The 19,371-nt window shown below is 34.3% G+C and carries 17 protein-coding genes; 12 read left to right on the top strand and 5 right to left on the bottom strand.

Features of this window, described 5'->3' with window-relative positions; translation table 11 throughout:
• Positions 1–74: 74 nt before the first annotated feature.
• The 4 genes from lpcA to VB264_RS23095 all read left to right on the top strand — a co-directional run bounded on the left by lpcA (position 75) and on the right by VB264_RS23095 (position 5,907).
• Entirely contained in the window at positions 75–647 is a 573-nt protein-coding gene (lpcA, locus tag VB264_RS23110; protein WP_323253467.1) for a D-sedoheptulose 7-phosphate isomerase, read from the top strand.
• Between the two features lie 428 nt (positions 648–1,075).
• Entirely contained in the window at positions 1,076–4,093 is a 3,018-nt protein-coding gene (locus VB264_RS23105) for an AsmA-like C-terminal region-containing protein (protein WP_323253465.1), read from the top strand.
• A 157-nt stretch (positions 4,094–4,250) separates the two neighbouring features.
• On the top strand, positions 4,251–4,760 hold the full coding sequence (locus tag VB264_RS23100; RefSeq protein ID WP_323253463.1) for a YdeI/OmpD-associated family protein: 510 nt from the start codon (positions 4,251–4,253) through the stop codon (positions 4,758–4,760).
• A 40-nt stretch (positions 4,761–4,800) separates the two neighbouring features.
• Positions 4,801–5,907, top strand: a complete 1,107-nt coding sequence (locus VB264_RS23095) for a hypothetical protein (RefSeq protein ID WP_323253461.1) — start codon at positions 4,801–4,803, stop codon at positions 5,905–5,907.
• A gap of 80 nt (positions 5,908–5,987) precedes the next feature.
• On the opposite strand, the gene VB264_RS23090 is transcribed toward VB264_RS23095, so the two are convergent.
• The 3 genes from VB264_RS23090 to VB264_RS23080 form a co-directional block, all read right to left on the bottom strand.
• Entirely contained in the window at positions 5,988–6,425 is a 438-nt protein-coding gene (locus VB264_RS23090; protein ID WP_309912677.1) for an NUDIX hydrolase, read from the bottom strand.
• Positions 6,426–6,487: 62 nt separating this feature from the next.
• Positions 6,488–6,649, bottom strand: coding sequence for a hypothetical protein (locus tag VB264_RS23085; RefSeq protein ID WP_323253459.1), 162 nt, complete (start codon positions 6,647–6,649; stop codon positions 6,488–6,490).
• Entirely contained in the window at positions 6,636–7,214 is a 579-nt protein-coding gene (locus tag VB264_RS23080) for a zeta toxin family protein (RefSeq protein WP_323253457.1), read from the bottom strand. The genes VB264_RS23085 and VB264_RS23080 overlap by 14 nt, the downstream gene beginning before the upstream one ends.
• 102 nt (positions 7,215–7,316) lie before the next feature.
• Here VB264_RS23080 and VB264_RS23075 point away from each other — a divergent pair, with 102 nt between their 5' ends.
• The 5 genes from VB264_RS23075 to VB264_RS23055 all read left to right on the top strand — a co-directional run bounded on the left by VB264_RS23075 (position 7,317) and on the right by VB264_RS23055 (position 12,484).
• Positions 7,317–8,036, top strand: coding sequence for a head GIN domain-containing protein (locus tag VB264_RS23075; protein ID WP_323253455.1), 720 nt, complete (start codon positions 7,317–7,319; stop codon positions 8,034–8,036).
• Positions 8,037–8,124: 88 nt separating this feature from the next.
• Positions 8,125–9,222 carry a Nif3-like dinuclear metal center hexameric protein gene (locus VB264_RS23070; protein ID WP_323253453.1) on the top strand — a complete coding sequence of 366 codons (1,098 nt, stop codon included), beginning with the start codon at positions 8,125–8,127 and terminating at the stop codon, positions 9,220–9,222.
• Positions 9,223–9,354: 132 nt separating this feature from the next.
• A complete protein-coding gene (locus VB264_RS23065; RefSeq protein WP_323253451.1) occupies positions 9,355–10,113 on the top strand; it encodes a zinc ribbon domain-containing protein in 759 nt (252 codons plus the stop codon).
• A gap of 150 nt (positions 10,114–10,263) precedes the next feature.
• Positions 10,264–11,811 (top strand): tetratricopeptide repeat protein, encoded by a 1,548-nt coding sequence (locus tag VB264_RS23060; protein WP_323253449.1) that lies wholly within the window; start codon positions 10,264–10,266, stop codon positions 11,809–11,811.
• Between the two features lie 214 nt (positions 11,812–12,025).
• Positions 12,026–12,484, top strand: a complete 459-nt coding sequence (locus VB264_RS23055; RefSeq protein ID WP_323253447.1) for a hypothetical protein — start codon at positions 12,026–12,028, stop codon at positions 12,482–12,484.
• Between the two features lie 83 nt (positions 12,485–12,567).
• Here the strand turns inward: VB264_RS23055 and VB264_RS23050 are convergent, their stop codons facing one another.
• Together VB264_RS23050 and VB264_RS23045 are read right to left on the bottom strand one after the other, a co-directional pair.
• Positions 12,568–14,322 (bottom strand): OmpA family protein, encoded by a 1,755-nt coding sequence (locus VB264_RS23050; protein ID WP_323253445.1) that lies wholly within the window; start codon positions 14,320–14,322, stop codon positions 12,568–12,570.
• On the bottom strand, positions 14,319–15,656 hold the full coding sequence (locus VB264_RS23045) for a hypothetical protein (RefSeq protein WP_323253443.1): 1,338 nt from the start codon (positions 15,654–15,656) through the stop codon (positions 14,319–14,321). The genes VB264_RS23050 and VB264_RS23045 overlap by 4 nt, the downstream gene beginning before the upstream one ends.
• Positions 15,657–15,766: 110 nt before the next feature.
• On the opposite strand from VB264_RS23045, the gene VB264_RS23040 reads away from it, so the two are divergent.
• From VB264_RS23040 to VB264_RS23030, 3 genes are read left to right on the top strand one after another with little or no spacing between them, the layout of a single operon-like run.
• On the top strand, positions 15,767–16,687 hold the full coding sequence (locus VB264_RS23040) for an FkbM family methyltransferase (protein WP_323253441.1): 921 nt from the start codon (positions 15,767–15,769) through the stop codon (positions 16,685–16,687).
• Between the two features lie 9 nt (positions 16,688–16,696).
• Positions 16,697–17,641 (top strand): glycosyltransferase family 2 protein, encoded by a 945-nt coding sequence (locus VB264_RS23035; RefSeq protein WP_323253439.1) that lies wholly within the window; start codon positions 16,697–16,699, stop codon positions 17,639–17,641.
• 22 nt (positions 17,642–17,663) lie between these two features.
• Complete coding sequence (locus VB264_RS23030) at positions 17,664–19,166, top strand: oligosaccharide flippase family protein (protein ID WP_323253437.1); 1,503 nt, start codon at positions 17,664–17,666, stop codon at positions 19,164–19,166.
• Positions 19,167–19,371 lie beyond the last annotated feature (205 nt).

The following is a 19,371-nucleotide window of genomic DNA, read 5'->3' as shown; positions in this document are numbered from 1 at the left end:
AGTAGACTAGTACAAGAAGTTTCAAGTAATGTTTCGTAATTTTGAAAGATTAGTAAAATAAAAATAGAAAATTCGTGATTGATATTATTGCCCAAGAACTCAATGAAGCACAAATAGTACTTCAAAGTTTTATTGCAAACCCAAAGAATCTTGCTGATATTCAGCAGGCTGCCGAAATAATGGCAGAAGCCATTCGTTCAGGAAATAAAGTGATTTCTTGTGGAAATGGCGGCTCACATTGTGATGCCATGCACTTTGCCGAAGAATTGTCAGGGCGTTATCGTAATGACCGCCGTTCATTAGCAGCAATTGCTATTTCAGATGTTGCTCATATTTCTTGCGTGGGCAACGATTATGGATTCGATTTTATTTTTTCTCGTTTTGTAGAAGGTTTAGGCATTAAAGGGGATGTTTTACTTGGAATTTCTACAAGTGGGAACTCTGCTAATATTATTAAAGCCGTAGAAGCTGCCAAAGCCAAAGGCATGAAAATTGTATTACTAACTGGGAAAGATGGAGGAAAATTAGATGGTCAAGCTGATGTAGAAATCAGAGTGCCACATTTCGGCTACGCCGACCGTATCCAAGAAATACACATCAAAGTAATTCATATTTTGATTTTATTGATTGAAAAGTTGGTGATTTAGTTTAAGATTTGAGGACTTAATGACTGTAAGACTAAAGGACTTTAGGTAATAGCAAAAGACTAAAAGACTTTAGGACTTGTGGACTTGGGAATTTAATATTAAAGTCCTCAAATCTATATAATCTAATGTTTCTAGTCCTTGAGTCTTACAGTCCTTGAGTCTTACAGTCCTTGAGTCTTACAGTCCTTGAGTCTTACAGTCCTTGAGTCTTACAGTCCTTGAGTCTTACAGTCCTTGAGTCTTACAGTCCTTAAGTCTTATAGTCCTTAAGTCTTATAGTCCTTAAGTCTTACAGTCCTTGAGTCTTACAGTCCTTAAGTCTTATAGTCCTTAAGTCTTACAGTCCTTAAGTCTTATAGTCCTTAAGTCTTATAGTCCTTAAGTCCTCAAGTCAGTGTCAAAAGAAAACCCTAAAGTCTGTAAAAACCATGAAAAAAGTCTTAATTATTCTCTTATCGATTATTACTTTATTTTCAGTAATTCTTTTTGCTGTTCCTTTCTTTTTTAAGGATACTATCCAAGCGAAAGTCAATGAAGAAATTCAGAAAAAAGTAAAGGCAAAAGTTTATTATAACGATTTCGACTTATCTTTTTTCAAGCATTTCCCTGCTTTAACGATTTCCCTAAAAGACTTCGGAGTAGTAGGTTACTCGCCATTTTCAAGTGATACGTTGATTCAAGCGAAGGAATTTTCGTTGGCGGCAGATTTAAAATCAATTATTTCTGGTGATAAAGTAGCGATTAATTCTATCGCTATTGATAGGCCCAAAATTCTGATTAAAGTATTACCCGACGGCTCTGCCAATTATAATATCTACAAAACAGACTCGCTACAGGTTCAGCAGGAAGAGACAAAAACTAAGAGTAATTTTAATATAGGAATTGACTCGTGGAAATTGACAGACGGACAAATTACTTATGACGATAGACTAAAAAATACCTTTGTATTGCTCAAAAATATCTCTCATGAAGGTTCGGGAAATATCGGTTCTGAAATCTATGATTTGACGACTAATACTCAAATAGTAAAAGCCTCAATTAGCTACGGAGGAACGGAGTATTTGCATGAAAAAACGTTATCGGCAGATATGAAGATTAATATCGACCAAGCTAAAAATAAGTATACATTCACGAAAAATACTTGGAAAATCAATGATTTTACCCTCAATTTTGATGGGTCAGTAGCCATGCCTGATACCTCAAATATTGTATTAGACATCACTTATGACTCACCAGAAAACACCTTTAAAAATTTACTCTCATTAGTTCCTAATATCTATACTGACAAGTTTAAAGAGGTGAATGCTGATGGTAACATGAAATTTGGTGGTTTTGTAAAAGGAACGATGAATGCTACTTCGTTTCCTACCTATGCTTTCAATTTATTAGTAGAAAATGCCATGTTTCAGTATCCCGATTTACCTACTGCGGTTACGGGAATAAACCTTGACTTGAAGGCAAGTAATACTACCAACAACCTCAATAATTCAGTATTAGATATTAAAAAGTTTAACCTGAATTTGGGTAAAAATCCAATCACTGCTCGTGCTTTGATAGAAGGTTTAGGGAAATCTAAAGTAGATGCTGACGTAGTAGCTAAAATAGATTTACAGCAAATAGGGCAGATATTCCCAATGAAAGGCTTGACTATGCGTGGTTTATATAGCATGGATTTAAAGGCCAAAGGTACTTATGATACCCTTACCAAAGCTTTTCCGCAGGTAAATGCAGTAATGAGTTTGGTAAATGGCTACATAAAGTCTGATAAATTCCCAGAACCTATTCAAGACTTGAACGTAAAAGCTAATTTAGTCAATACTAATGCCGCTTTAGCCTCTACTCGTTTAGCAATTACTGAATTGAAGATGGTATTAGATGGAGAACCTTTTACGGCTAATGGTGTGATAGAAAACTTCGAGAATTATAATTGGGATATTAAAGCCAAAGGCAAAATAGATTTAACGAAGATTACGAAAATATATCCCTTGACGGATATGACGTTGAAGGGTAAAATTGATGCAGATATTGAAACCAAAGGAAAAATGTCAGACGTTAAAGCCAAACGTTATGCTAATTTGCCAACTTCGGGAAAAGCAACCATGCAGAATTTTGAGTTTGTATCTAAAGAATATCCACAAGGTGTAAAAGTTACTTCGGCTGACATGACTTTTACCCCAACGGCTATCAAAGTGACTAATGCGAAGGGCTTTTTGGGAACAAGTGATTTTGTTGCTGATGGGACATTTACCAATTACATGGACTATGCCTTAAACAATGGTACTGTAAAAGGGAAAATGAATGTAAAATCGCAGAAGTTCAATGTAAATGAATGGATGACTGACAGTCCTAAGCCTGCCGCAGGTACTGCTGGAACGTCTGCCCCTTTACAAGTAGTTGAAATACCTAAAAACATTGAATTAGTACTAGATTCTGATATTGGTGAAGCCCAGTACAGTTTGATGAAAATGCAAAATATCAAAGGTGCTTTAGTGGTTGGGAATGGTGCTGTAAAAATGCAAAATGTGGCTTTTCAATCATTGGGTGGAAAATTTACTACTAGTGGTACGTATAATACCTCAAATTTAGCGCATCCATTATTTGACTTTGCCTTGAATCTTGAAAACGTAGAGATTGCGCAGGCTTATCAACATTTGAATATTGTAAAATACTTGATGCCTGTCGCTCAATACTTAATCGGGAATGTAAGCTCCAAAATGCAAATTGGAGGAGAATTAGGACAAGATATGATGCCCAAATTGAATACTTTGAGTGGAGATGGTTTGATGAAAGTATTACAAGCAACAATATCCGAGAGTAATCCATTGGTGCAGAAATTGATTGAAACCACCAAAATTGCGAACTTAAAAAATACTAAGCTGAGCAATTTGTTGATGCAGTTTGAAATAAAGGATGGTACGTTTGCCGTAAAGCCTTTTGATATTAAGTTTGATGATTATAAAATAACAGCTAGCGGTCGTCATGGACTGACGGGTTCAATGGATTATAATTTACAGATGGATGTGCCTTCAGGTAAAATTGGAGAAGCTTTTGGGAATGTATTTCAGAAATGGACTGGCAAAAGTGTACAAGGAGCTGACAGAGTGAAATTCGATTTACAATTGAGTGGAAACCTTAAAAACCCGGTTTTTGGTTTCAATGGAAGTAGCACGGCTAACTCATTAAAGGATGTAGCAAAAGCTACCTTACAGACACAAATTAACGAACAAAAAGATAAACTCTTAGAAAAACTGAATGTTAAAAAAGATGGTTTGCCATCGCAGGTAATTTTAGACAAAGATGTCATGGAGGCGAAAGCAAAAGCCACAGCTGATAGTATCAAAAAACTAGCTACTGATAGGGCTAAAAAGCTATTGGAGGAACAAAAGAAAAGTGTAATCAATGGTCTTTTTAATAAATTCAAACCAGCGAAAAAAGATACTGTTTAGTTTATTTGATTGGTGATTAGACCTAAGTAAGAGTTGTGAATTGTGAATGATGAGTAGTTTTATTTGTCATGGCCTAAAATATACTATCTTATATTATAAGCAAAATTCTAATCCCCAATTACTAATCACCAATCACTCAGAAAAATCACTCAATAAAATGATTACTTTCACAGCATTGCTTCAAAAATTTGACAAAAAAGGAGAGAAAACAGGCTGGACATACTTTGAAATCCCTGCGGATATTGCTCAACAGATTAAAGCAGATACTCGTGTGAGCTTTAGAGTAAAAGGGGAAATAGATAATTTTTTAATAAAATTGACAGCTCTTATTCCAATGGGAGAGGGTGACTTTATTTTGCCAATTAATGCAACCATCAGGAAAGGCATTCGGAAGGCTGAGGGAGCGACTGTGCAAGTAAGTTTAGAAGAAGATAAAAGTGAGCTAACGATTAATGCAGAGCTATTGCTTTGCCTAGAAGATGATGAAAAGGCTTCCAAAGCATTTCATGCTATGCCCAAGAGTCATCAGTTTTATTATAGTAAATGGATAGAGTCAGCTAAAACTATTGAAACTAAAACAAAGCGTATTGCTATGACAGTCCAAAGTCTAGCAATGGGCATGGATTATGGACAAATGTTGAGATATTTCCGTGACTTGGGGAAATAATAGATAGCTTTTTAATACTTTTAATATACACCCGAATACTATGAGACATTTTTTTACACTATTAATTCTAATTAGTTTTTTCCTAGGTTGCCAAGATGATAAATCTAGCCATAAGGCTTTAACTAAACCACCTTTAAATAGTACTACAATTATTAAAGGTACAGACCAAGAATTATTATTTCCTCAAAATCACAATAAGGATACGACTCTTTTTATTGATAATCAACAATTTATTTTAAGCCTATCAGCAGAACTAGATAGTACACAAAAGTATTCATATACAAGTTATTATGTAGATGAAGATAGTCTTCCACGCAAAGAGCTTTTTCAGGGCTTTGACGCTCGTTATAAGTTTAGGCTGAAAGACAAAGACAATAAAATTGTTTTTACAACTACTTTAAATAAAGGCGATTTTAAAGCAATTACTGATAATTCGATATTGGCTGAAAGTGATGCAATACTTCCTAGATTCATTGGATTCCTTCCAAAATTTAATGCATTTATATTTACTGTAGAATTTTGGGTTCCTGATAGTGATGTTGGAGAGCAGAGTTTTTTTATGATGAATAGGAAAGGAGAAATTATAGAAAAATCATTCAATAATTATTATGGTGGGGGTGATTCGGATGGAGCTATTGAAATATCTAGCAAGCAAGACTTTATACTTACCTGTAATAAAGTAATTCATTCAAATGGTAAAGTGATTCGTTTTGATAATAAAAGAATTTGGCAGATTGGTTCAAAACTCATAAATGATAACTGTATTTTAGATATCAAAGAGTATAATGATTCCATCAAAAAAGCTAATGCTGTTTTAATGACTCCATTTGGGAAGATATTGAAAAAATTTGTTTACAGAGGCTACTATAACGAATTAGGTAATGTTGTACCAAAGTATTATGATAATAAAACAAATAATTACTATTTGCTTGATGAAGAATTAGCAAGTTTATGGGTCATTAATAAGCAAAATCCAACATCGATTTATAGCGTGAGTTTTGATGAAATGGAAGAGGCTGAAGGAACTATGAGAAAGGATGAGATTAAATTTATGATAGATACTGAATCAAGTAAAAATAAATTTTATGCAAATATAAAAACGCAGAAAATCAGACACTCAAAAACTAAAGAACAATTACAGGAATAAAATAAAAGCAGTTATTTTTTAGAAAAACATTTTCTTATAAAATGACTGCTTTTTCGAAATATTATAGATTAATAAAGCGTCTAATACCATTCTTGGTCTATTCTACCAAGGTATTGTACTACTTTATTTCCTTCTAAAATAATCTGTAAATCCTCCGCTACATTCGGGTACATCGCTAAGTTTTTTAAGGAGGCAATTGGTTGCCAAACAACTTCTAAAGAAGAGGTTTCCTTAGGATTTAAAATAGGCGTACCATCAATAATAGTAGCCTTGAAGACACAATGAAGCACATCCGTTTTTTGCTGAGGTAATATCACTTCGCCTGCTACCAACATTTCTGCTACCGCTATTTGTATGCCTAATTCTTCTTGTAACTCCCTAATAAGGGTATCTGTGAGGGTTTCTCCTGGGTCTACATTTCCACCCGGTAAATTAAACACATCTGTATCACCATAGCGATAACGCATTAATAATACTTTTTCATTTTCAACAATTGCAACACTTGGGCGTACTTTCATAGGGTATTTCTTTATCGACTAAATTTACAAATAATCATCAAAGATGAAACGGATGATTATTTTTATATCTTAACTTTCTTAGCATTGATAATTTTAATTTTATTATCATTAAAAATTACCAAATTTCCATTGTTTTTCTTCTTTGCTTCAATCATTTTAGAAGCTGATACTTTTAAGCCTTCAACAATTCTATTTTGTAATTCTAAGATTTTATACTTTTCCATGTTGGATAATTTTAAGTTTTGCAAAATCACTTATTTCTACTTCTTCATCTTTCACTTTTTTCATAACCAAAATAGGCATTTTATCTGAGTTATCAAAAAGCATAGTATTATCACACAAAGGTAAATAGGTTTCAAATAAATTGTTTATGCCCCTTTGATAACGTCTTTCTATGACATCCTCAGGAATATTATGTCCACCTTCACTTACTCTAATTTTTACTCTCTGCTTTGCGAGTTCAACGCTTTCTAGCCAAAAAAATAAAAGTGTCACGAAATATCCTTTTTGCTGAGCTCTTTGAATGGTTTTAGCATAAGCTTTTGATGAAAGAGTCGTTTCCAATGCAAAATCTAGATTCTTTTCTAATAATTCATCTATTCGATTGAGCATTATTTTCCCTGCTTCAAGACTTACCTTTTCAGGTTGAAATGGAGACAATCCCTTTGCAATTTCATCAGCATTAACAAATTCTTTACAATCAAGCACATTTGGTAGAATATAGAATGAAGCAGTCGTTTTTCCAGCTCCATTACATCCAGCAATAATATATAGATTTTTAGGCGTCATTACTTTTATGAAGAGATTATCATTATCTAGCGCTATATAGGGGTTAAAGAATATCTTATTGTCTATACTTCAACAAACATAAAACTTAAACGCTTTATTTATATGAAAACCTCGCAAAAAACTTTAATAGTTGCTTTAACGCTATTTATCCTTACTTCGCTTTCTTCCTGTTTTATTCATATAGAAGACCCTCTGCCTGCTTATAGAGAACAACAAGAGTTTTTTTATTTAAAAAACTTTGATCAATTAAAGATGGGAAGTGCATTTCATGTAAATGTTTCCCAAGGGAATAGTTATGGAATACAAGCCATTGGTGACGAAGAAGACCTCAATGATTTAGATGTATACGTTCGAAACGGTATTTTGTATGTTGAGTACATCAATTATAGAAGTCGCAGATACAATATGAATATCAATATAACGATGCCAACGTTGAGAAGTGTAGATTTTTATGGAGCATCCAATTCTTACGTTGAAGGATTTTCTGTCAAAAATCTAACTATTTATCTCTCTGGAGCCTCTAAACTTGAAACCGACTTGGATGCTCAGAACCTAAATTTTGATGTTTCGGGAGCATCGCAATTGATTATGAAGGGATATGGCGAAAAAATTATCAGCTCAGTTTCTGGGGCATCTCAGGTAAACAATTTCAATTTTATTACAGGTGAACAAACCCTTGATGTTTCGGGCGCAAGTAGAGTAAAAGTAAATGCAATACGATTTTTGAGGGTAACAGCCTCAGGGGCAAGTAATGTAAGATACCGAGGAACACCCACACTGGAAAGAAGTATTTCTGGTGGAAGTTCTGTCGAAAGAGATTAATTTCTAAACCTAAATTGTAAAAAGGGGCAATATATTGTTGCTCCTTTTCTATTTTTGAGGCTGTATCCAATTTCAATAACACAGACTCATGCCAAGCATCAAAGATATTACTAATTATTTAGAGCAACTCGCACCGCTAGCCTACCAAGAAAGCTATGATAATGCAGGCTTAATTGTGGGTTCGCCCGAAACCACTGTTACAGGCATATTGGCTACGCTCGATTGTACCGAAGATATCATCCATGAAGCCATTAAACGTGACTGTAACCTCATCGTAGCACATCATCCTATTGTTTTTAAAGGGTTGAAACGTTTTAATGGAAAGAATTATGTAGAACGTGCCGTAATGCTGGCTATCAAAAATGACATTGCTATTTATGCTACACATACCAATTTAGATAGTGTAAAGGGCGGTGTAAATTATATGATTGCTGAAAAGTTGGGCTTAGAAAATGTAAGAATCCTTTCGCCAAAAAAGCAAATCTTAAAGAAGTTAGTGACTTTCGTTCCTGTCGAAAATACCAAAGCAGTATTAGAAGCAATTCATATCGCAGGGGCTGGACAAATAGGGGAATATAAAAACTGTAGTTTTTCGACTGAAGGAACAGGAAGGTTTACTCCCTCGGGCAGTGCCGCCCCATTTATTGGAACCTTGAATGAAGCTGAAGAAGTATCAGAAAATAGGATAGAAGTAATTTTTGATGCACATCAGGAGTTTCAAATATTGAGAGCATTAAAAAAAGTACATCCTTATGAAGAAGTAGCTTATTATTTAAGCATTTTAGAAAATGAAAATCAAGAGGTAGGCTCAGGTGTCATCGCAACGTTGCCTGAAAGTTTATCAGAAATTGATTTTTTGACGATGTTAAAAACTAAAATGAATTTGAAAGTGGTGCGTCATACACCATTATTAGGCAAAGCAATTAAGAAAATTGCGCTTTGTGGAGGAGCGGGTGGATTCTTACTAAGAGATGCTATCAGACAGGGCGCAGACGTGTTTATTACAGCAGATTACAAATATCATGAGTTTTTTGATGCCGAAAATCAAATTATTATCTGCGATATAGGACATTATGAATCAGAAGTTTATACAAAGGAGTTAATTGTTAGGTATTTGTCTGAAAAATTTAGTAATTTTGCGGTTCTCAAAAGTCAGGTCAATACAAACCCTGTACAGTATTTTTGAATTTAGTTATCAGTGATTTGTTATTGGATCGAATAGATTAATTATCTTTCCCTAAAATCGACGATATTTAGTCTCTTTGCAACAATAACTTAATACCGATAGCGGTTACACAGATAAAACCGAATATAACCAATGGCAGCAGTAGCAACCGAAACAACCATTGCTCAGAAATTAGAAGCTCTTTTGAAGCTTCAAAACATAGATTCAGCCTTGGATGGCATCAAAAAGATGCGTGGCGATTTACCCGAAGAAGTACGTGATTTGGAAGATGAAGTTGCTGGTATTGAAACCCGTATTAGCAAATTCAACAAAGAAATCGCTATTTTGGAAGAAGACATTACAAAAAATCGTAATGCAAAGAAAGAAGCTGAAAAGTTGGTAAATAAATACAAAGACCAACAAATGAATGTGCGTAATAACCGTGAGTATGATGCAATCTCTAAAGAAATTGAATTGCAACAACTTGAAATGGAATTAGCAGATAAGCGTACCCGTGAATTTGAATTCAAGATTTTGAATAAAAAAGATGACGTTTCTGAAACAGAAACTCGTTTGAATACTCGTAAAAAAGACCTTGATGCAAAAAGAAAAGAACTAAGTGTTTTGATTGCAGAAAGCGAAGAGGACGAGCAAAAATTGATGAACAATCGTGACAAGGCTGTAAAATTCGTTGAAGAACGTTTATTACGCCCTTATGATAAATTACGTGGCAATTATCCAAATGGTTTAGCGGTTGTTTTAGTAAAACGTGGTGCTTGTGGAGGCTGTTTTAGTGCAGTGCCACCGCAACGTCAGGCTGATATTAAAGACAAGAAAAGAATAATTGTTTGCGAACACTGCGGACGTATTTTGGCGGATGTTGAAGACATCGTTTTCATTTCTAAAAAATAAGCCCTTAGGTTTGCTATCAAAAAAGCCCGTAACATAGTAGTTATGGGCTTTTTTCATATTCATTAACCAATGATTATTGAATACAATAGCAGACAAAGCCATTAAATATTATTGCATAAATTTCGTTTGTACAATAACAAACTTATTACAATGATACAAACCTCTTTGAACCGCCCTAATATTGTTGCCAATAGGTTTGCTAAACTTATATCCCAAATCATCTATCTATGTTTTGGGATATATCCTTTGTTGTTTTCTTTTCAAGGTAAATCCTCAGACTTCAATATGAATGCCTCTATGCAAAAGGCGTATTCAGAAATTTTGAAATTGAAGATTGCCAATGGTAGAAGTATTTTGGCAAATGATAAGGCAGTTAATGGAGTGAATCCCTATTTGAGGAGTTATGCAGATTTGGTAGAGTTAATGATTACGGAAGATAAATCGCTTTATGAAAAATTCATTGATAACCAAGACCTGCGATTGGACTTTATCGAAAGTCTAGACAAAAAATCCCCCTATCAACGTTTTCTAAAAGCAGAAATACACCTACATAGCGCTTTTGTGAAATTAAAATTCGGGCATGAAACCAAAGGTAGTTGGGAAATAATCAAAGCGTACAAGTTGTTGGAAGCCAATGCTAAAGAATTTCCAGATTTTCTGCCCAATCAAAAATCATTAGGTTTACTTCATATTTTAATTGGCTCGACTCCTGAAAATTACCAGTGGGTTATTAAACTAATTGGACTAAAAGGAAATGTGAAATTAGGGTTAAGTGAAATCCAACATGTTATCCAGAAAGACAGTATTTTTAGTGAAGAAGCACAGTTGGTTTATTATATTGTACATGCCTATATTTTAAAATTCAATTCCAAAAAACTCAATGATTTCCAGCAGTTTATCCATCACCATCAAGACAATTTACTATTTCAGTTTTTGGGCGCTACTACTTTAATGAAAGAAGGTAAAAGCGAGATAGCTTATAACATCCTCGAAAACTGCCCCGAAGGAAACGAATATGTAGCCTTTCCTTTTCTGGAATACCTCAAAGCAGATATTTTACTGCAAAAGGGGCAATACCAATTAGCATCAAAAGGCTTTCAAAATTTTTTGCCTCGATACAAAGGCTTTAACTTTGTAAAAGATACTTACTATAAAATATTCCTTTGCTATTGGCTCAATAATGAAGATGCGAAAGGACGAGCTTTTTTAGAGCGAGTAAAGGCTTCTGGAGAAAACATCGTGGAAGCAGACAAAGCCGCTACTAAATTTGCTGAAAATTATTTAGCAGATAACCCTAAGAAACCCATTAGTCAGAAAATACTGATGAAAGCTCGTTTGGCTTGTGATGGCGGTTTTTACGATAAAGCTTTGGCAATTTTAGAAAAATATTCTGAGGGTAATTTTGAACTAATTCAAGACCGAATGGAATTTAACTACCGAAAAGGAAGAATTTTGCAGTTATCAAACAATATTCAGCAAGCAATTCCTTTTTATGAACGTACTATTGTATTATCTGAACAGCAGAGCGTATCTTTTGGAGCTAGTTCAGCCTTGCAATTGGGCTATATTTATCAGGCAAAAGGAGAGAAGGTAAAGGCAAAAAGCTATTTTGAAAAAGCTATATCGTATAAAAAACACGAGTACAAAAATTCTATAGACAACAAAGCAAAAGCCGCTTTGAATGAATTAGGATACTGAGGAGGGTGGAGTTTTGAGTTTGGAATGCGGAGTTTTGTTAACATCAGTTGTAACGATTATACCCGCTGATTTGCTGAGATTTTTTACGCTGATTTTCACTGATAATGCGTATCTGCGAAAATCAGCAGTTTTAATCTGCAATATCTGCGGGAAAATAAATAGAAAAATAAAACATACTAACAGAATAAATAATCAGAACCTAACAATCGAATTCATGAAACTATTAAAGCTATTTTTAATAATCTTTATTTTACAATTTTTTACTCAAAAAGTTAGTGCACAAGCTATCAGCTATTATCCCTTTAGTAATCAACTTTCTGTGGCTACCAATCCCACAAAAGTGATTTGGATGGATTTCCGTTTTCAGATGAACTCATTTATTTCATCTTTGAATACTGAACCTGCTTTGATGGTTAATCTTGGCTATACTAAGAACACCAATATTTATGCTGGTGGCGGGGTAAACTTAGGCATTGTAGCAGCCCTTGTCGATAATAAAGACGTCGTAAAAGGCTATTTTGGAAGTATAGGAATGCGTTCGTATCCTTTTGAAAAGACACCTAAAGTAAGCATTAATTTTGAATTAAGCCCTTATGTGAATTATGATGGAACGGCTGGTACTTTTAGGGCATGGTTAGGAGTAGGTTATCACTTCGGAGGAGGCAATAAATAATTTTAAGGTCGGAGGTTGATTAAAATAAAGTCCCTAGCATTATCAAACATGCTAGGGACTTTATTTATAAATAGCGACAACAATTAATTGATTTTAAATTGTACCCTTCTATTTTTTGCTTTATTTTCATCAGTATCATTCGGCACTAGCGGTTGGGTTTCTCCATAGCCTTTGGCGGTCATACGGTCGGCCTTGATACCTTTTGCTGTTAGATAATCCACAACAGCTTTTGCTCTTTTTTCTGAAAGCTTCAAATTCGTATCGTCATTTCCAACATCATCAGTATGAGCGGAAATTTCTACTTTAATAGTTTTGTTACCATCCAATAACGTCACCAGACGATCTAATTCTTCACCAGATTCAGGCTTTAAATCAGCCTTACCAGTCTCGAAAGTAATATCCTGTAATTGAACTACCACATCTTTCTTCAACACTGCCAACGGCACTTTCTTTAAACGGTCACGGAAAGCATCCACTGTATCAGGCTTGAACGCACGAGAGAAAAAGGCATATCCCAAGGCATTGGCGGCAAATTTATAAGGCTTTCCAATTTCAAGAGTAACACTAGCAATATCCTTATCTACTTTTACCTCTAATAGTTGCTTCGTTTCGGCATCCATTACTTTTACTTTCGGGTCTTTCAGAATAGCCTTCGTGTCTTTGTCTAATAATTGAAATTGGAAAACCAGTTTCTTCGGAATTAGCTCAATGTTCTTCTCGATGTTATCCGTTTCTTTAGCTGTAGTCATGTCCATTTTACCACGATAAGGCAAATAATCAGCTAATGGCGACGTAGTTATATCATATTTGCTTCCTACACGATAAATAATAGAGAATAGACCGTTGGCATCCACCACCGTATTAATAGCTCTTTCTTTTACATTAGAACTCTTTGAAGTCAACTTGGTAGCGATTGGCTGTTTCGTAATGGCATCTATTACTTTTCCATCAACTGTTACTAGCTTGTATTTTCTGTATTTATCAGGAATCGTTACGGTATAAATATCACCAGCAGTATGATAATACATTAAATCTCCAGCGGCAGAAACAGAGGCAAATTGGTCATCCTCCTCGGTATTGATGTATTCCAAGTTGATAGGTGTACTCCACGAACCATCATCTTCTTGAAAAGATTGGTACAAGTCAAAGCCACCAACACCTTCTTTACGAACAGAGCTAAAAATCAATGTACGGTTATCAGCCATTATTCTAGGAGCTTTCTCGCAATCCACATTGATGGGTGCTGGGAGTTTCTCGGCTACACCCCATGTATCATCATCTTGTTTTTTAGATACCCAGATGGTATAACACAAAGCCTTATCTTTTCTTTTAGAAAAATTGTCACGGATAAAATACATTGATTTCCCGTCAGATGACACAGATGGAAAACCTTCATAAGCTTTGGTATTGATATTAGTACTGGCAGGTTTTGGTTCAGACCAATCTGTGCCATTCCATGAAGAAGAATAGATATCCATATCGCCTTGACCACCTTCAAAAGAGGCAAAGAAATACAAAGTCTTACCATCATAAGTAATAGAAGGCCCACCAATCAAATCATTGTCTTTCCCTATTTTGTTGATATTAACGATAGGCTTTGGGGGAGTCCATCTGTTTTTTTCATTTTTTGTGGTATAATACAATTCCCATTTTCCCTCACCAGCACGGTCGGTTTCAAAAATCATTGTTTTGTTGTTGGCGCTGATAGAAGGGGCATATTCATTAAAGGTTGGATGGTTTACAGGAGGACCTAATGAGCGACGTACTTGGGCAAAATTCATAGAGATATTGCACAGTAACAACATCATAGAAAATAGTAATGAGTTAAGACGATTCATTGAAATTTTTGGTTTGGTTGTATGAAACTTTCTAGGCTTAAGGGCAAAATCCAAAGATTTAAAAATACCAAATGTGCGGCATATCTGGGCTGGATTTCTAAACAAAAAACATGAATTAAAATATATAAAAAAGCACTGAATAAAGCACAAAATGCAAATACTTCTACTGAATTTAAATGCTTTTTTCTCAATAGTTTAACAAGATAAATGCCATTACTAAGATAACTGACTAACACAGTAAGCGTTGATAACATAAAAATGGCTTTGAGTAATAAATTCCAAATGGAATTAGTATTAGGTGGAATACTTTTAGCAAAAAACCAATAAGAGGTAAAATAAGGAACTAATAAACGCATTGCTCGTTGTGGAGATTGACGAATGTTTTCTAGCCAATTAGCCTTGATTCTTTCAATAGCTTTTGGTTTTAATATTGTTCGTAAAGTTTCACCATTCCAGTCAAACGGTTCCGCAATTTCCTTGAATTGAGTAATGTCTTCAGCATTATAGCTTCCTTTGGCTTTGGCATTAAACCCTACATAAATGCTCCAAAGACCATTTTGTGGAGGTTGATAAGACCATTTCCCCGATATATTCTGATATAAACCTACCGAAACAATTAAGAATACTATAAAGACAAGTACATATTGCCAAAGTGTTGCTTGCATCATAGAAAGTTTCGTTTTTGGACTAAACCATTTTAAGTAAGCTAGCCCTATTCCGAAAAAAAGTAAATAATAAAAACTCAGTGGACGAACAAACTGTGCTATTCCAAAAATACAAGCAATTGATAAAAGTAAAAAAGTTATTGGTAAAATACCAAAAGAATTTCCTTTTTGCAAATACTTGATTAATAGAAAATTACCCAACACAAAAAAGAATAAAAAATTAAACTCTGCTGCTAAAAAGCCCATTAAGCTTAGATAGGATACACAGATGGAAAGACTGATGGTTCCGAGGTATTTTATCCATGACAACTGTGTTTTAAAGCTTAGGTGTGTAAGAACAATGGCAGTAAGGTATTGGCAAAGATTAAGGAACTGTATCAGAGAAGGGTTGGATGAATCAAATATACGAAAAACCTTACTTATCAGAAATGGATGCCCAGGGGCTTGAAAGAAAAGAAATTGTTTAGACATCTTGCCCATTGTTAAATACAAAAGTGCTTCGTCATAATAGTTTTTAAAATCTGATATTTGTGTGTAATGCCAGCAGGTAATCAAACAATAATAAGCGAAAAAAACGAATGAACAAAAGAATACAAAAGGTATAAAGGAGGTTGTTGAAGATGAAATATTCTTTCCTAAGAAAGGGAATTTAATATTAGAATTTTTCATTCGTTAAATTTGCGAATTAATACAATATTTAGGGGTCAAGTAAAATCAAATTTTTGGGGCTATCTTAAAAACTGTAACTTTGCCTTAGATACAATAACCAACCTTAAAAGATGACACAAATTAACAAAAATAGTGTACTGAAAACAATTTATCAGCATATCCCTTTTAAAAGACAACTATTTGAGCTTATCAGAACAGTCTATATTCCTTCAAAATCTGTATATCGTCATCTTTTTTTTGATGGAAAATTTAAAGTGAAAGTAGAAAATGATAAATCTTTCTACATCAATCATTACAATACGCATGGATTTATTATTGAAGATGGCTTGTTTTGGGTAGGCTTGGGCGTTGGACGGGAAGGATATTCTTTAAGACTATGGACACAGCTATCAAAAACCTCAAAGGTGGTTTTTGATGTGGGTGCTAACACAGGAATGTACTCTTTATTAACAAAAAGTGTAAATCCAAAGGCAGAAGTATTTGGATTTGAACCTGTGAAAAGAACACATGAAAAGTATGTAGCCAATTGTAAACTAAACAATTATGATGTAAAGGCAGAATGGATAGCAGTTTCCGACTTTACAGGAGAGCTTACATTGTATGATATTCCAGAAGCAAATAACTATAGTGCAACGCTGAATAAAGACTTCTCTGATGTTCGTCATGCTACGCACAAAGACACTCGCTTTGAGGCAAAAGTAAAAGCCACTACCTTAAAGGATTATATAGAAGCAAACAATATCAGTAATATTGATTTAATGAAAGTGGATGTTGAAATGCACGAGCCAGAAGCCTTGCGAGGGATGGGTGAGTATTTGCAAAAATTTCAACCTACGTTATTAATCGAAATCTTTACAGATGCGTTGGGAAAACAAGTTCAGGAGATTCTAAAGGGTTGCGATTATTTGTTTTATAGCATCGACGAAGATGGTACAACTACTTTACAAGATAGTATTATTGCTACAGACGAATCGAACTATTTGATTTGTCGCCCAGAAATTGCTAAAAACTTAGGCTTGTTGAAGGCATAGTTTAGGAAGATGGGAGCTATCATTCATAAAAATACGTGGGTTATTATCGTTCATTATAATGGAATTGAATGGATTGAACGCTGTTTAAGTAGTTTTGATAATAGTGCCTTCAAACAACAAATTATTGTTGTTGATAACAATTCACCTCAGCAAGAAGGAAAAGAATTAATTAAAAAACAATTTCCTCATGTAAAACTGATTGAATTAACTGAAAACATTGGTTTTGGGAGGGCTAACAATCTGGGCATTGAGTATGCCATCGCACAAAATGCTGAATTTGTTTTTTTACTTAACCAAGATGCTTGGCTGATTGAAAATGACTGTATTGAGCGTTTGTTACAAGTAGCAGAGCAACATCCTGACTATGGAATTATTAGTCCTGTACATTACAACTCTACTAAAACAGCTTTGGATGAAGGTTTTGGAATGTACTTGGCAACGTCTAAAAACTGGCGATGGGCTTCAGATACTTTTTTTGATAAAAAGCAGGAAATCTATGAGATTCCATTTATTAATGCAGCTGCTTGGTTATTAAATGTAGATGCCTTTAAGAAAATAGGATTATTCGACCCTGATTTTTTTATGTATGGCGAAGATGTCAACCTTGTCAATCGTACGCTTTTTCATCAATATAAAATCGGCTTTGTTCCAAAGGCTAGTATTGTTCATGCTCGTGAAAATCGTTCAAAAAGTATTAATAAATCAGGGCTTAGTTATTCTGAAAAAATGCAGTTTTATGGACAATACTTGGCTTTAATCAAAAATGTACGTTGGGGCTTTTTTAAAGCCATGTTGAAATTTCAAGCACTGTGGTTAACTAACATTATAACACAAATTACACAGCAATCTTGGAAAAGAGGTTGGCAAATACTAATTATCGGATTGGGTTTGAAGATTAAGTTTATTCAACTCTATTCATCAAGACAAAAGTATAAACGGGGGTTCTCGAAATAATTTTGTAGTTTAATTCTTTTATATGGGCATCGTCATACGTCAAAGCATTAAAAGTTCTATTGTTACCTACGTCGGAGTAGTTATCGGAACGGTCAATGTTTTGTTTCTTTATAATAAATTTTTATCTCCTCAGCAATTAGGGCTATATACTGCCTTGATTGGTTTTCCACAGGTATTTGCTGCTTTTTCAAATTTAGGAACGCCCCATGTAGGAGTAAGGTTTTTTAGTAGATTTTCTGATCCTGATAAACAACACAATGGCTTTTTGGGCTATCTGTTGCTTGCTCCATTAGTAGGCTTTGTCTTATTTTTAATCGCTTATGTAGGTATAAAGAGTGTCTTCCAGTCTGTTTATTTGGACAACTCACCTTTGCTAATTCAATATTATTGGTATTTGCCCTTTATTACTTTTTTTCTTTTATATACCTCTACCTTAGAGACCTACAGCAAAGTACATTTGCGGATTGTAGTACCGACAATACTCAGAGAAATTTTCCTGAAATCTTCCAACTCAATTTTAGCACTGCTCTTTGGTTTTAAGTTCATTACTTTCGACCAATTGATTAATGGAATCATGTTGGTCTATTTCTTGAATATCTGTTTCTTATTAATTTATATTAAAATCTTAGGTAAGCTTTATCTTCGTTTCGACTTTAGTTTCTTGAAGAAGCCAATTTTCAAAGAAATGTATATGTATGGGTTATGGACAATTTTGGGCGGAGCAACAGCGACAATTTTACCCAACATTGAAAAATTGATGCTTCCTGCCTATAAAGGTGGGTTAGATAGTACAGCCATTTTCTTTATAGCCTCTAGCATTGGTATGGTGATAGCTATTCCCAGAAATGCCATTGCTTCTATCAGCGAGCCTCTTTTAGCAGAATCTTGGAAGAATAATAATTTAGCACATATCGAAGAAATTTATCAGAAATCTGCTTTGAATTTATTGATTGTAGGAGGCTTTTTATTTCTTGGTATATGGACGAACATCGATGAAGTTTTTCAAATTATTCCCAATGCAGCAACGTATAGTCAGGGTAAATTTGTCGTGTTGATGGTGGGTTTATACAGCATTTTCGATATGGCTACTGGACTCAATTCTGAAATTTTAAAAAACTCTCCATATTATAAATACGACTTTGGGTTTTATATCATTCGCTTTATTGTGCTGTTGTTGGTCAACCTTATTTTTATCCCAATTTATAGTTATAATGGTGCGGCCTTGGCGATGTTGGTTTCTGTAGTAGTGTATAATTTGGTGAAGTTTTTCTTTATTAAACACAAGCTTCAATTACAGCCTTTTAGCTTGAATACCGTAAAAACTATTTTGTTGGGATTGCTTACTTACGGCATTACTTTATTGATTCCTAGCTTTGAAGGGGATATTTGGATGAGCTTTGTAAACATTGCCATCAAATCAATTTGTATAACGATTGTTTTTGGTGGAGGAGTTTTGTTTTTTAGAATTTCAGAAGATTTAAGTAGAACAGTAGAATCTTTGTTTCGTAAAGTGATTGGTAATTAGTAAATAGTGATTAAAAATGGACTTTGTCTGTCTTGTTTTAAATATAAAACAGATAACCTAAATATAGATTTATTGTTAGCACATCTTGTGCTTGCCTAAAATAGGTTGACAGATTTATTATCTTGTTTAATGTACTTAAAATTGTAATATAGTTTGATTTGGGTCTGTTTTTTTTGTTCCATCGGATGTCCAAATGTTTAATTTA

This window comes from Arcicella aquatica, from assembly GCF_034928825.1.
In the GTDB taxonomy this organism is placed as follows: domain Bacteria; phylum Bacteroidota; class Bacteroidia; order Cytophagales; family Spirosomataceae; genus Arcicella; species Arcicella aquatica.
The sequence above is the reverse complement of the archived record's forward strand: the minus strand, read 5'-3'. Positions and strand labels throughout refer to the sequence as shown.

Excerpts from the sequence above, each read along its gene's own strand:
- VB264_RS23060 (WP_323253449.1), top strand. The coding sequence starts at position 10,264 with ATGATACAAACCTCTTTGAACCGCCCTAATATTGTTGCCAATAGGTTT.
- VB264_RS23055 (WP_323253447.1), top strand. The coding sequence starts at position 12,026 with ATGAAACTATTAAAGCTATTTTTAATAATCTTTATTTTACAATTTTTT.
- VB264_RS23050 (WP_323253445.1), bottom strand. The coding sequence starts at position 14,322 with ATGAATCGTCTTAACTCATTACTATTTTCTATGATGTTGTTACTGTGC.
- VB264_RS23090 (WP_309912677.1), bottom strand. The coding sequence starts at position 6,425 with ATGAAAGTACGCCCAAGTGTTGCAATTGTTGAAAATGAAAAAGTATTA.
- VB264_RS23040 (WP_323253441.1), top strand. The coding sequence starts at position 15,767 with ATGACACAAATTAACAAAAATAGTGTACTGAAAACAATTTATCAGCAT.
- VB264_RS23085 (WP_323253459.1), bottom strand. The coding sequence starts at position 6,649 with ATGGAAAAGTATAAAATCTTAGAATTACAAAATAGAATTGTTGAAGGC.
- VB264_RS23105 (WP_323253465.1), top strand. The coding sequence starts at position 1,076 with ATGAAAAAAGTCTTAATTATTCTCTTATCGATTATTACTTTATTTTCA.
- VB264_RS23095 (WP_323253461.1), top strand. The coding sequence starts at position 4,801 with ATGAGACATTTTTTTACACTATTAATTCTAATTAGTTTTTTCCTAGGT.
- VB264_RS23035 (WP_323253439.1), top strand. The coding sequence starts at position 16,697 with ATGGGAGCTATCATTCATAAAAATACGTGGGTTATTATCGTTCATTAT.
- VB264_RS23045 (WP_323253443.1), bottom strand. The coding sequence starts at position 15,656 with ATGAAAAATTCTAATATTAAATTCCCTTTCTTAGGAAAGAATATTTCA.
- VB264_RS23075 (WP_323253455.1), top strand. The coding sequence starts at position 7,317 with ATGAAAACCTCGCAAAAAACTTTAATAGTTGCTTTAACGCTATTTATC.
- VB264_RS23065 (WP_323253451.1), top strand. The coding sequence starts at position 9,355 with ATGGCAGCAGTAGCAACCGAAACAACCATTGCTCAGAAATTAGAAGCT.
- VB264_RS23080 (WP_323253457.1), bottom strand. The coding sequence starts at position 7,214 with ATGACGCCTAAAAATCTATATATTATTGCTGGATGTAATGGAGCTGGA.
- VB264_RS23030 (WP_323253437.1), top strand. The coding sequence starts at position 17,664 with ATGGGCATCGTCATACGTCAAAGCATTAAAAGTTCTATTGTTACCTAC.
- VB264_RS23100 (WP_323253463.1), top strand. The coding sequence starts at position 4,251 with ATGATTACTTTCACAGCATTGCTTCAAAAATTTGACAAAAAAGGAGAG.
- VB264_RS23070 (WP_323253453.1), top strand. The coding sequence starts at position 8,125 with ATGCCAAGCATCAAAGATATTACTAATTATTTAGAGCAACTCGCACCG.